Here is a 12611-nt window from a genome sequence, read left to right on the forward strand (position 1 = left end):
GTTCCTCGAAAAAAGCCCCGATGGGTCCCAGCCCTCGGGGCTTTCGAGTCTCCGGACTATTTCCCCTCCGCCACAACCCGAACTTTTGCCTGGAGGTTGATGAGATAGGGCCTCTCTTCCTGGAGGTTCGCTCCCGTCTCCAGGTAATCCTCCCGGTGGATCCGCTGGACGACCGCCTCCCGATCCCCGCCGGCATCGTTCAGGTAACGTACGATGCGTTCCCGGAAGGCTTTTGTCCTTTCCAGCGAACGGGCCACGTACCCCCGGGCGTCCTCGCCGGTGAGCGTGTAGTAGTGGCTCATCATGATGAGGTCCAGATTCAGGACAAGGAGCTTTTCGAGGGAGGCGGTGTAATCCCGGTAGCTCGCCAGGAACTCCGGTTGAATTGTGAAGTTCTGATCGAAGACGCCGACGGCCTCGCCGGTGATGAGGGCCTTCAGCCGGGGAATGTAGTAGCAGACGGAATCCCGGGTGTGACCGGGGGTTGCGATCACCCGGAAGGCCATGCCGCCGCCGGGATCCACTTCGGCCCCGTCTTCCAGCGGGATGTTCACGTCCAAGGAATCAAAGGAGATGTCCTCCCCGCCGACCCGGTCGCGATACAGTTCCTCGCAGTCCCGGCTCAGGCTCCGGATCAGATCGATGGCGCTCGCCTTCCTCAGGGTCTCCGCCGCGAGGCGGTGCGCCCCTATCTTCAGGCCCGGGATGTGTCGCTTCAGGTAAGGACATGCACCGCAATGATCGAAATGGGCATGGGTCAGGTAAACGGAGCGAAGCCTCCCGGCGTCTCCCAGGCGCTCCTGAAGGGCGTTCCGGTAGGCCGGCCCCATGAAAGTCATGCCTGCGTCAAACAGAACGGGCGCCACCCCGGTCACCAGATAGGCCGGCAGGTGCGGCCCCCCGATGGCATACAGTCCGTCGGCCAGCAATCCCCTGCTCTCGATGATCATGATTCCCCCCTCGTCAAAGGCTACTTGCGGCGCCGGCAGTCCCTGAATCCGGCCGAAGAACGGCATACAGAATCAAACGCCGGAAAACGATGCTTTGCATAACATGATCAAACATGGTTTGCCACCGGCCCGCAGCCGGGCGACCTCCTTTTCCAGGCAGTCCCGCCGATGGCGGAGGATCCCATCGGGGCGTGAGTTTTTCCATGGGAACCGACAATGCCGCTTGACCCGGGCAACCGGATGGGCAATACAGGATTCTCAAAAAAAAGGAGACCAGGCCCTGCCGACCCTGCCATGAACAAATCTTTCCACAGGCCTTTCCTGTCCCGCATCGCCATCCTCCTCTTCATTCTCATCGGGACACCGCAGGCGGCCATCGCGGAAAGCGAGAAAACCCTCTATGAAGGGGATTCGATCTACAACCACATTACCATCCGTCAGGCCGGCACGAACCGCTGTATGATCTTCGGACGGCATCGGGACCAGCGTCAGACCTGCATGAGCATCCCGCGACCCGACGAATCCGTCTTCGAATACACGGCCATGATGTTCGTCGGGTTCCGGTTCCTGCCGGACACACGGAACGTCTGCCTGATCGGTCTGGGAGGAGGCTATATACCGACCGTCTTCCGCATGCACCTGCCCCAGGTGCGGCTCCAGTCCGTGGAGGTGGATCCGCTGGTGGTCCGGCTGGCAAAGGAACACTTTTCGTTTCAGCTCGCGGCCGGCCATGCCCTGTCCGTTACCGACGGCCGGCAATATCTTCGCAGAACGCCCGAGAAATTCGATCAGATCTGGATCGACGCCTTCAATTCCGATTACATCCCGGCACACATGACGACCCGTGAGTTCCTCGAACTCTGCCGCTCAAGGCTGTCGCAGAACGGGATCGTCGTCCAGAACGTCCATAATTCGAACCAGCTTTTCGACGCCCAGGTAACGACCTTCCGGAGCGTCTTCCGCTACGTCTATGTTTTCGAGGGAGCGAACAGCAGCAACTCCATCATCGTCGCCGCCCGGGAACCCCTTTATGCGCCGCCCAGGTTCTGCGGAGAACAGTGCAGAGGCCGGATCGGACCGATCGACCTGGTCCGGGAATCCCGGAAATTCAACCCCACTCCCGCGATCCGGAAGGAAAGGATCCTGACGGACGATTTCAATCCGGCCAATCTGCTTCTGAATAGGAAATAATCAGCGATCCGGGACGGCCGGAAGCTTCTTGCAGGAAGGATTCACCATGGTACTTGTCTACTTGGCGTTTGCATTGCTGCTGTTCATGTTCGGAGCGGTCATCATGAGCCTCGAAATCCTCTCTTCGAACCTGATGTCCCCGTATTTCGGGGGCTCCGTCTACATCTGGGGGAGCATCATCAGTTCCTTCATGGTCCACTTCTCGATCGGATATGTCCTCGGTGGATACCTGGCAAAACGGGCCTTCAAGGTATCCCTTTTCACATTTCTCCTTGCCGTCAGTGCGGTCTGGGTGCTTTTCATCCCACAGATGCACGCCCCCGCATGCAACTTCATCGCCGACCGGATCGTCGATGTCCGCGCGGGTTCCCTCGCAGCCATGAATATCCTCTTCTTCTTTCCCATCACGATCATGGCCATGGTATCCCCTTACATCATCGGGATCCTGACGCACTATCACCGTGATTCGAGCTGGACGGCAGGATTGGTCCTCTTCCTGTCAACCCTCGGCTCCTTCGTGGGGACGAATCTGACGGCCTTTTTCCTGATCGACTGGTTCCCCGTGTCGAGGATCGTCGCCGGGCTGGGCTGGATCTGCCTTGCCGCTTCCCTGCTGGTTTTGTCGTTCCGCCTGGACAGGAAACTCGGCCGTGCCTCCCGGATTCGTCTGTAAACGCAATTTTTATAAATTATGTCTTGACATCCTCGGAGGATCATATTACGGGGTCTGACAATTCATAGAACGTGTTCGTCAGGTACGGTTGTTCTGCCGACACGGAAAAAGTTGGATCGAAACAATTGAAGTGCAGAGGTTGGCCACCGTGCTCTTCTTGAGAGTCCAGGTGGCTTTTTATTCTGCCCTCGTTCCATCCGACTTTGGGAAAATTTGAGAAAGGAGGGTGCAAACGATGGCAGAAGGCAAGGTGAAGTGGTTCAACGAGCAGAAGGGCTTTGGGTTCATCGAGAAGGATGAAGGCGGCGATGTGTTTGTCCATTTCAGCGCGATTCAGGGTGCCGGCTTCAAGACACTGGTCGAGGGTCAGCGCGTGAGTTTCGATGTCACGCAGGGCAAGAAAGGCCCCGCAGCGGAAAACGTAAAGCCCCTGTAGGAATTTCCCGTAAACAAAGAAGCACTCCCGTGCCGGATGCGGTGTGAGAGTGCTTCTTCATTTTTATCGTTCCCGTGCGGAGCGACAGCCAGGGGGTATTCATGGTCCGATCCAAGTACACATTCCAGAAGCGGGAAAAGGAAAGGGCACGTCAGAAGAAACAGCAGGAAAAGGTTGCCCGCCGGATCGAAGCGAAGGAGTCCAAAGCTTTGGCTCGCGAAGAAAACCCATCGGAAGATCCCGACATCGCAGGGATCGTTCCCGGGCCACAGCCGCTGCCCGAGCAGTGGAACGACACTGATCAGTAGGCCGACGGTTTACTTTCCCTCCCCAACACCAGCCGGTTCCTTCCGCCGCTTTCCATCGATGGCCATCCGGATCTCCCGGGCATAGGATGCCGCTGTTTCGACAAGATCGTTTCGGCCCGCCTTCTCTGCGATCAGCCGGACCAGCGCACTGCCGACGACGATACCGTCGGCCAAGGGCGCGATTCCGGCGGCCTGCCCGGCCGTGGCAATGCCAAACCCGGCAACGATCGGCAGGTCCGTCTCCGCCCGGAACCTCTGCAGATCGCGACGGATGTCAGCCTGTATCGGCGTGCTTGTTCCCGTCACCCCTGTCACGGAGATGGCATAGACGAACCCCGACGCCCGGCGGAGAATATTTCTTGCCCGCGCCGCGTCGGTCGTGGGCGCAACGAGCGATATGAATGCCAGGCTCGCCGGATCACTGTACCTCCTCAACTCTCCGGACTCCTCGAAGGGAAGATCAACGACGAGAAGCCCGTCTACACCAGCGGCAGCGGCATCCCGGGCAAACCGCTCGACGCCGTAGCTCAAAATGGGATTGAAGTATCCGAACAGCACCACGGGAATGTCGGACCGCCGGCGCAGGGAGGCGATTCGTTCGAGAATGCCCGCCAGGGTGGTCCCCCGCATCAGCGCCCGCTGGGACGCCGCCTGGATGACGGGGCCATCGGCTGTGGGATCGGAAAAGGGAACCCCGATCTCGAGGATATCGACTCCAGCGGCCTCCAGGGCCAGGGCCAGTTTTTCCGTCGTCTCCAGGTCCGGATCTCCCGCCGTCAGGTAGGCCACGAAAACCTTCCGTCCCTCCGCTTTTCTTTGGGCAAACGCCCTTTCAATGCGTACCATGGTCGTCCTCCTTTCCCTGCTTCTTCGCCATGACCTCAGCATCCTTGTCTCCTCGGCCGGAGAGGTTTACGATCATGATTCGGTCCTTCCCCAGCGTCGGCGCCAGCGTCATGGCATAAGCGACGGCATGGGCGCTTTCCATGGCGGGGATGATGCCCTCGATCCGGGACAGCAAGGAGAAGGCCGCCATGGCTTCCCGGTCAGGGACGGCGACGTAACGGGCGCGGCCGCCGGCATGAAACGCGCTATGCTCGGGTCCCACGCCGGGATAATCGAGCCCCGCGGCAATGGAATGGGCGTCCCGCACCTGGCCGTAATCGTCCTGCAGCAGGAAGGTCTTGTTTCCGTGGAGGACGCCGATCCGGCCGGCGGTGATGCTGGCGGCATGCATCCCCGTCGCCAGGCCCAGCCCCGCCGCCTCGACGCCGACCATCTCAACGGATGGGTCGTTCCGGAACGGATAAAACAGCCCCATGGCGTTGCTCCCTCCACCGACACAGGCCACCAGCAGGTCCGGCAGCCGCCCCTCCTTCTCCAGGATCTGCCGTCTCGTCTCCCGTCCGATGGCGCTCTGGAAGTCGCGGACCATCATCGGGTAGGGGTGGGGACCCGCCGTCGTGCCGATGACGTAGAAGGTGTCCCGGACGGAGGCGGTCCAGTATCGCATGGCCTCGTTCATGGCGTCCTTCAGCGTCGCCGTCCCGGAGGAGACAGGAACCACCTCGGCCCCGAGGATCTTCATGCGGTAGACGTTGGGCGCCTGGCGGCGGATGTCCTCCTCGCCCATGAAGACGCGGCATTCCATGCCGAAGAGGGCCGCCACGGTGGCCGTGGCCACGCCGTGCTGGCCCGCCCCGGTCTCGGCGATGACCTTCCGCTTGCCCATGCGCCGGGCCAGGAGGGCCTGCCCCAGGGTGTTGTTGATCTTGTGCGAGCCCGTGTGGTTCAGGTCTTCCCGTTTCAGGTAGATCCGCGCACCGCCGAGGGATTCCGTCAGGCGGGAAGCGAAATAGAGGGGCGTCTCCCGGCCCGCGTAGTCCCTCTGCAGGATCCTGAATTCCCTCCGGAACTGCGCGTCACGCCGGGCCTCCCGATAGGCCGCTTCCAGCTCGTAAAGGGCCGGCATGAGGGTCTCCGCGGCATAGCGCCCCCCGAAGGGGCCGAAATGGCCGCGCCGGTCCGGCTGCCTGTTCGTCTTCATGGCTTGTCCTTTCTCATTTCGGGAACATCGACGCTCCCGCTGTCCGTCCCGGGAAGCAAACGACGGAAGATCGCCCGTCCACCTTCCTCCCCCGGCTCCCCGGCCTCCCGGACACTAGCGATGATCCGCCGCATCCGTTCATGGTCCTTGATTCCCGGGGCGGTCTCGATGCCGCTGTTGATGTCCACCGCCCTGGGCCGGACGGCGGCCAGGGCCTCCCGGATGTTGTCTTCCCGGAGCCCTCCGGCGAGGACGAGGGGAAAGGTCCGCCCCAGCGCCGCCGAACGGTTCCAGTCGGCGGTGCGGCCTGTCCCGCCGCGGCGGTTGGCATCCCCGCCGTCGGCCAGAAAAGCATACACCGGATAGGCACCCAGCACACTGATGTCCATGGATTCCCCGGGCCACACGGCCTTGATCAGCCGCTCCCGGGAAAACCGGCGACAGTATTCCGGCGGTTCGTCACCGTGGAGCTGGATCATGTCCAGGCCGCAGGTCCCGGCGACATCCTCCACGAACGCCGCGTCCTGATTCACGAAAACGCCAACCGTAACGATCCCCCCGGGCAGACCGGCCCGGATCCGCCGGGCCTGCTCCGGGGAAACGCAGCGGCTGCTCGGCGGATAGAAGATGAATCCCAGGGCGTCGGCGCCCGAACGGGCGGCGCACAGGGCGTCTTCCAGGCGCGTGATCCCGCAGATCTTGATCTCCGTCATCGTCCTGTCAGCTCCTTCAGTTTCGCCGCCTGATCAGGGGCCTTCATCAGGGCCTCGCCGATCAGAAAGGCGTGCACACCCGCAGCGAGAAGAAGCTCCACGTCTCCCCGGGTGTGGATGCCGCTCTCCCCGACGACCGTCACGCCCGCCGGCACCCGGGGCGCCAGCTCCAGCGTCGTAGCCAGGTCCGTCCGGAAGGTGTCGAGGTCGCGGTTGTTGATCCCCACGAGAACGGCCCCGGCGCGGAGGGCCAGGTCCAGCTCCTCGCCGCCGTGGACCTCCACGAGGGCGCTCATGCCCAGCGAGGCAGCCAGGGCGGCGTACTCCCGGAGCCGGCCTTCCTCCAGGATGCGGGCAATCAGGAGCACCGCGTCGGCCCCCAGGAGCCGCGCCTCGACGATCTGGTATTCGTCGATGACGAAGTCCTTGCGCAGGACGGGAAGGGTCGCCTCTCGCCGCACCTCCGAAAGATGGGCGCCGGCGCCCTCGAAAAAGGTTTCGTCCGTCAGGACCGAGATGGCGGCCGCCCCGCCTCTCTCATAGGCGGCGGCGATCTCCCGGGGCCGGAAATCCTCGCAGAGGCGGCCTTTGGACGGGGATGCCTGCTTGATCTCGCCGATGATCGCGCAGGGATACCTGCGCAGCGCCTCCCGGAAATCGCGAACGGGCGGAGCCCCGGGAAGGGAGCGCTCCAGGACCTCAAGGGGCGTCCGCGCCTTCGCGAGGGCCACTTCCCGCTTTTTCACCTCCACGATACGGTCGAGTATCACGGGACACCTCAGGCGTGGCTCATCTCGATCAGGGCCTGGAGCTTCTTCACGGCCGCGCCGCCGTCGATGCATTCCCGGGCGACGGCGGCTCCCTCCGTAACCGTCCCGGCCTTCCCGCCGGCGACGATGGCGAAGGCGGCGTTCAGCACCACCACGTCGCGGCAGGGACCGGCTTCCCCCGTCAGGACGGCCCGGACGATGCGGGCATTGGCCTCGGCGTCTCCGCCCACGAGGGATTCGGCGGGATAAACCTCCCCGATGACATCCAGCGGATTGAAGTTGTAGGTCCGGACGAGGCCGTCCTTCAATTCCGAGACCCTCGTCTCTCCCGTCACCGTAACTTCGTCGAGACCGTCCAGGCCGTGGACGACGAAGGCCCGCTTCGTCCCCAGGTTTTTCAGCACCCCCGCGAAGGTCTCCGTGAGGTGGGGATCGTAGACGCCGATGAGCTGGGCCGTCGCGCCTGCCGGGTTCGTCAGGGGGCCCAGCATGTTGAAGATGGTCCGGATTCCCGTCTCCCGGCGGGGACCGGCGGCGTACTTCATGGCCCCGTGCAGGCGGGGAGCGAAAAGAAACCCGATGCCGATCTCCTGGATGCATTCCTCGACGATGTCCGGCTCCGCCTCGATGTTGACGCCCAGGGCCTCCAGGACATCGGCGCTCCCACAGCCGCTGGATACGGCCCGGTTGCCGTGCTTGGCCACCGTCAGGCCCGCCGCGGCCGCGACAAACGCGGCCGTCGTGGAGATGTTGAAGGTGTTGCTCCCGTCGCCGCCGGTGCCGCAGGTATCGACGATGACGCCGGACCGGGCGTCGATGCGCGTCGCCTTCTGCCGCATCACCCGCGCCGCCCCGGTCACCTCCTCGACCGTCTCTCCCTTCATGCGAAGGGCCGTGATGAAGGCGCCGATCTGGGCGGGCGTCGCCTTGCCCTCCATGATGGCATCCATCGCGGACATCATCTCCCCTTCCCGCAGGTCCTCCCGCCGGACGACCTTGTTCAGCACCTGCTTCAGCATGACCGATCCTCCTTCCGCACGTAAGTTTCGAGGAAATTCCGGAGCATCCGCTTCCCGTTCGGCGTCAGGATCGACTCGGGGTGAAACTGGAGCCCCTCGACGGGATGCGTCTGGTGCCGGATTCCCATGATTTCACCTTCCTCCGTCTCGGCGCTGACGGCCAGGCAGTCCGGGAGGCTTCCCCGCTCGACGACGAGCGAGTGGTACCGCCCCGCCGTCACGGGATTGGGCATCCCCCGGAAGGTCGTCCTGCCGTCGTTCACGACGGGGGACGTCTTGCCGTGCATCACCCGCTCCGCCCGGACCACCCGGCCGCCGAAGGCCTGCCCGATGGCCTGGTGGCCGAGGCAGATGCCCAGGATGGGGATCTCTTCGTGGAAGCGCCGGACGACGTCGAGGGTGATGCCCGCCTCATCCGGGGAGCAGGGGCCGGGGGACAGGACGATGGCCTCCGGCGCCATGGCCTCGATCTCCTCCAGGGTGGTCTCGTCGTTCCGCCGGACGACCACGTCTTCTCCCAGCTGGCCCAGGTACTGGACCAGGTTGTAGGTAAACGAGTCGTAGTTATCGATCATCAGGATCATTTTGCACCTCCGTTCAGCAAAAAGCCGTTTTCCGCCAGGGCGACGGCCCGAAACATCCCCCCCGCCTTGTGCAGCGTTTCCTCGTATTCACTCCGGGGGTCGGAATCGGCGACGATGCCCGCGCCCGCCTGGACCGACAGCATCCCGTTTTCCAGCATCATTGTCCGGATGGTGATGCCCAGGTCCATGTTGCCCGTGTAGCTGATGTAGCCGACGGCGCCGCCGTAAGGCCCCCGCGGGTATTTCTCCAGCTCGTCGATGATCTCCATGGCCCGGACCTTCGGCGCCCCCGTCAGCGTTCCCGCCGGAAAGGCCGCCCTGAGGACGTCGAAGGCGTCCCGCCCGTCGTCCAGTTGGGCCTGGATGTCGGAGACCAGATGCATGACGTGGGAATAGCGCTCCACGGCCATCAGCTGGCTCACCTGGACGCTCCCCGTCCGGGCGATCCGCCCCAGGTCGTTCCGTCCCAGGTCGACGAGCATCACGTGCTCCGCCTTCTCCTTCGGGTCCTGGAGCAGTTCGTCCGCCAGGCGCCGGTCCTCCTGCTCCGTGGCGCCCCTTCTCCGCGTACCGGCGATGGGCTTCAACTCGGCGATGCCCTCCTCCAGGCGAACCATGACCTCCGGGGAGGAGCCGATCAGGTGGAAGCCGTCGATCTTCAGGAAAAAAAGGTATGGAGACGGGTTGACGTACCGCAGGGCCCGGTAGAGGTTGACGGGATCGACGGAACAGGGCCGTTCGAAGCGCTGGGAGAGGACGACCTGGATGATGTCGCCGGCGATGATGTATTCCTTCGCCCGGACGACCATGTCGCGGAATTCCTCCTCCGTGACGGTCCCTTCAAACGAGCCGCCTTCGCCCGCCCGTTCCTGCGGCGGAATGATGGGGGCCGGAGCGGCCTTGAGGCGTGCAATCAGCTCTTCGATCTTCCCGGCCGCCTCGTCGTAGGCCTGCCGGAGACCGGCGGCTCCGTCCGTCCGGGCGCAGGAGACGACCTTGAGGGTATGGCGCACGTTGTCGAAAACGAGCAGGGTGTCCGTAAGCAGGAAGGCTGCCTCGTCGGTTCCGCTTTCTCGCCGGGGACGGCGGTCCAGTTTCTTCTCGAAGAAGCGGATCATGCCATAGCCCAGGAACCCGACGGCCCCACCGAAGAAGCGGGGAAGCTCCGGGAGACTGACCGGCCGGTACCGCCCCAGGATCTCCTTCAGGACGCGCAGTGGATCCCCGTCATGCTCCAGGACCCGGCTCGCCCCGTTCTCCTCTACGTGCACTTCTCGCCCCCGGACCCGGAAGACGAGGCGCGGCGACAGGCCCAGGAAGGTGTACCGTCCCCACTTCTCCGACCCCTCGACACTCTCCAGGAGAAACACGTTCCGCTCCTCCCGCAGCTTGAGCAGGGCCGTGACGGGCGTCTCCGTGTCCGCCAGGAGCTCGCGGTACACGGGAATCAGGTTGCCTTCCCGGGCCAGAGCCCGGAACGTGTCGAAATCGGGGAAAATCATGTCTTCATATCCTCTCTGTCGAAATAAAAAAGGCCGCTTTGCGGGCGGCCTTTTCGTAATCCGGTGTGCGAAACAAAAAAGCCGCGGGATCCCGAGGGGACCCCGCGGCTCGTGCATACTATGTCAGTACATCAGCGGCGGACGGACCCCTCTCCTGTGGTCCACCACCACCAGCGATTCAAAGTTGTCATGCTACGCGAACGGTTCATGCTCTTTTCCTCTTTTTCGGTCTCCCTAACAGGACGCCCCCGGCGTCGTCAACCTTTTTTTGCCCTCTTCCCTGTCCAGAAACAGAAACGGATTTCAAATCTGCACCCCTTCTCTTGTATTCCTTTCATACCAAGCTGGATCACCTTTCCTGTTTTAAGGAGCGTATCGGCACGGGGGCGCGACCGGGGGTTTCCAGAGGAGCGATTAGGACTTTTTTCCCATCCCTCCAACCTGACAGATCGTCGAAGAGGGAACGCGGGAAAAAACGTCCGCGACGGCGGAAGCCCCCGTGGCAGCCCCCGCGCCGATGCGTTGAATGCAAAGGAAAGGGGGCCGGCCTGTCAGGAAAGAAAAGAAAAAGGAAGGGGAGCGGATTTGAAATCCGCCTTTCTACACTCCGCGGCGGAGCCGTTCTTCGAGCCCCTCCGCGTCCTCCTCCTCGACAAACCGCTTCAACTGCGCCACCGCCTTCTCGTACGCCGCGATCACCTCCCGGGCGGAGGGATTCTTCGTCACCAACTCGGCAAAAAGCCGCGGGGAGGGACCAAAGACCTTCTCCAGCAAGTCCTGCTTTGTCCGGAAGGCCGGGGTCGACATCCGCTCCAGCATCTCCGGGTCTTCCCCCAGGGTCTCCATGGCCAGTCCCATGGCCATCGTGTTCAGATGGGTGAGCCCCTGGACAACGGCCATGACCCGGTCGTGCCTCTCCGGCGTGGTCTCGACGACCCTCGCCCCGCTGCGCTCCAGGATCTCCCGGAGCCACGCCTTCCCGGATTTGCCGCGGCCGGGACAGAGAACGACGTTCTGTCCCTCAAGATCGACCGCATCGGGTCCGAAGAGGGGATGGCAACCGACGACTTCCGCCGCCGTGGCCGCCAGCATTTCCCGGACAGGCTCCTCCTTGAGGGAGGTCAGGTCCATCAGGAGAGCACCCGGCTTCAGGTGCGGACCGACCCGGCGGATCACCTCCGTCGTCACCGCCATGGGCACCGCCACGACGACAACCCTGCAGGCGGCCACCAGCTCCGGAAGGGGCATTCCCGAATCCCGCTCGGAGATGTGGACGTCATATCCGCGGCCGGCAAAAAAGCGGGCGAACCAGCGGCCCATCCCGCCTCCGCCTCCGACGATGCCCACCGCACGCTTCCTCATCGCCCGACCGCCCTCTGCCTCAGGAGGTGGTCCGCCAGGACGATGGAGACCATGGCCTCGCAGACCGGCAGGATCCTCGGGATAACGCACCCGTCGTGCCTTCCCCGGACGGCCAGTACGACCGGTTTCCCCGAGACATCCACGGTCTGCTGCTCCCTGCCGATGGAGGGGATCGGTTTGCAGGCCACCCGGATCACGATATCCTGGCCCGTCGAGATGCCCGCGAGGATCCCTCCGGCCCGGTTCGACTGGAACCCGTCCGGTCCCAGGGCATCGTTGCTCTCAGAGCCCTTCATCCGGGCCGCCTCGAACCCGGCGCCGATCTCCACGCCCTTGACGGTCCCGATGCTCATGAGGGCTCCGGCCAGGTCGGCGTCGAGCTTGTCGAAGACGGGTTCGCCGAGACCGGGAGGACACCCCTGGACGACCACCTCCACGACACCTCCCAGCGAATCCCCTTCTTTTCTCGCCTCCTCCAAGAGGTCTGCCATCCGGGCGGCCGCCTCCGGATCGGGACACCGGAGGTCATTCCGGTCCATCTCCCCGGGCCGGGTGTCCGCGGCGGTGATCCCCCCAAGCTCCCTCGTGAAGGCAAACACTCGGATTCCCGATCCCGCCAGGACCTTCGCGGCCACGGCCCCGGCGGCGACCCGGGCGGCGGTTTCCCGCCCGGAGGCGCGCCCGCCCCCCCGGTAGTCCCGGATGCCGTACTTCTGCAGGTACGCATAGTCGCCGTGCCCGGGCCGGAAGACGTCCCGAAGATGTTCGTAGTCATGCGACGCGGCGTCCCGGTTTCGGATCAGAAGCGCGATCGGGGTGCCCGTGGTCTTTCCCTCGAACACGCCGGAGAGGATCTCCACGCGGTCGTCTTCCCGGCGGGGCGATGACGATCGAACACGGCCCGGCCTGCGCCGGTCCAGCCACTCCTGGACGTCCTGCTCGTCGAGGGCAAGGCCCGGCGGGCACCCGTCCACGACGGCCCCGAGGGCGGGACCGTGGGATTCCCCCCAGGTCGTAACGCGGAATAAGACTCCGATGGTACTGCCGGCCATGATC

14 protein-coding genes are annotated in these 12611 nt (G+C 63.9%); 4 read left to right on the plus strand and 10 right to left on the minus strand.

Features of this window, described 5'->3' with window-relative positions; translation table 11 throughout:
• Positions 1-56: 56 nt before the first annotated feature.
• Positions 57-950: an MBL fold metallo-hydrolase gene (locus PLO63_16660; protein HOI75774.1), complete on the minus strand. Its 894-nt coding sequence runs from the start codon at positions 948-950 to the stop codon at positions 57-59.
• Between the two features lie 294 nt (positions 951-1244).
• Between PLO63_16660 and PLO63_16665 the strand changes: the two genes are divergently transcribed.
• The 4 genes from PLO63_16665 (at position 1245) to PLO63_16680 (ending at position 3558) form a co-directional block, all read left to right on the plus strand.
• A complete protein-coding gene (locus PLO63_16665) occupies positions 1245-2141 on the plus strand; it encodes a fused MFS/spermidine synthase (GenBank protein ID HOI75775.1) in 897 nt (298 codons plus the stop codon).
• 46 nt (positions 2142-2187) lie between these two features.
• Entirely contained in the window at positions 2188-2814 is a 627-nt protein-coding gene (locus tag PLO63_16670) for a fused MFS/spermidine synthase (GenBank protein ID HOI75776.1), read from the plus strand.
• Positions 2815-3049: 235 nt separating this feature from the next.
• Positions 3050-3250: a cold-shock protein gene (locus PLO63_16675; GenBank protein ID HOI75777.1), complete on the plus strand. Its 201-nt coding sequence runs from the start codon at positions 3050-3052 to the stop codon at positions 3248-3250.
• A 101-nt stretch (positions 3251-3351) separates the two neighbouring features.
• The gene (locus PLO63_16680) at positions 3352-3558 is read left to right on the plus strand and encodes a hypothetical protein (protein ID HOI75778.1); all 207 of its coding nucleotides are present in this window, start codon (positions 3352-3354) and stop codon (positions 3556-3558) included.
• A 9-nt stretch (positions 3559-3567) separates the two neighbouring features.
• Here the strand turns inward: PLO63_16680 and trpA are convergent, their stop codons facing one another.
• The 9 genes from trpA to aroC all read right to left on the minus strand — a co-directional run bounded on the left by trpA (position 3568) and on the right by aroC (position 12607).
• Entirely contained in the window at positions 3568-4404 is an 837-nt protein-coding gene (gene trpA, locus PLO63_16685) for a tryptophan synthase subunit alpha (GenBank protein HOI75779.1), read from the minus strand.
• The gene (gene trpB, locus PLO63_16690) at positions 4391-5605 is read right to left on the minus strand and encodes a tryptophan synthase subunit beta (protein HOI75780.1); all 1215 of its coding nucleotides are present in this window, start codon (positions 5603-5605) and stop codon (positions 4391-4393) included. The genes trpA and trpB overlap by 14 nt, the downstream gene beginning before the upstream one ends.
• Positions 5602-6318, minus strand: a complete 717-nt coding sequence (locus tag PLO63_16695; protein ID HOI75781.1) for a phosphoribosylanthranilate isomerase — start codon at positions 6316-6318, stop codon at positions 5602-5604. Before PLO63_16695 ends, trpB begins: the two co-directional genes overlap by 4 nt.
• Positions 6315-7088: an indole-3-glycerol phosphate synthase TrpC gene (trpC, locus tag PLO63_16700; GenBank protein HOI75782.1), complete on the minus strand. Its 774-nt coding sequence runs from the start codon at positions 7086-7088 to the stop codon at positions 6315-6317. Before trpC ends, PLO63_16695 begins: the two co-directional genes overlap by 4 nt.
• Positions 7089-7096: 8 nt before the next feature.
• Positions 7097-8107, minus strand: a complete 1011-nt coding sequence (gene trpD / locus PLO63_16705; GenBank protein ID HOI75783.1) for an anthranilate phosphoribosyltransferase — start codon at positions 8105-8107, stop codon at positions 7097-7099.
• Positions 8101-8691, minus strand: coding sequence for an aminodeoxychorismate/anthranilate synthase component II (locus PLO63_16710; GenBank protein ID HOI75784.1), 591 nt, complete (start codon positions 8689-8691; stop codon positions 8101-8103). The genes trpD and PLO63_16710 overlap by 7 nt, the downstream gene beginning before the upstream one ends.
• Positions 8688-10193 (minus strand): anthranilate synthase component I, encoded by a 1506-nt coding sequence (gene trpE / locus PLO63_16715; GenBank protein HOI75785.1) that lies wholly within the window; start codon positions 10191-10193, stop codon positions 8688-8690. Before trpE ends, PLO63_16710 begins: the two co-directional genes overlap by 4 nt.
• Positions 10194-10793: 600 nt before the next feature.
• Positions 10794-11555, minus strand: coding sequence for a prephenate dehydrogenase/arogenate dehydrogenase family protein (locus PLO63_16720; protein ID HOI75786.1), 762 nt, complete (start codon positions 11553-11555; stop codon positions 10794-10796).
• On the minus strand, positions 11552-12607 hold the full coding sequence (gene aroC / locus PLO63_16725) for a chorismate synthase (protein HOI75787.1): 1056 nt from the start codon (positions 12605-12607) through the stop codon (positions 11552-11554). Before aroC ends, PLO63_16720 begins: the two co-directional genes overlap by 4 nt.
• Positions 12608-12611 lie beyond the last annotated feature (4 nt).

This window comes from Syntrophales bacterium (assembly GCA_035363115.1).
Taxonomy (GTDB): Bacteria; Desulfobacterota; Syntrophia; order Syntrophales; family PHBD01; genus PHBD01.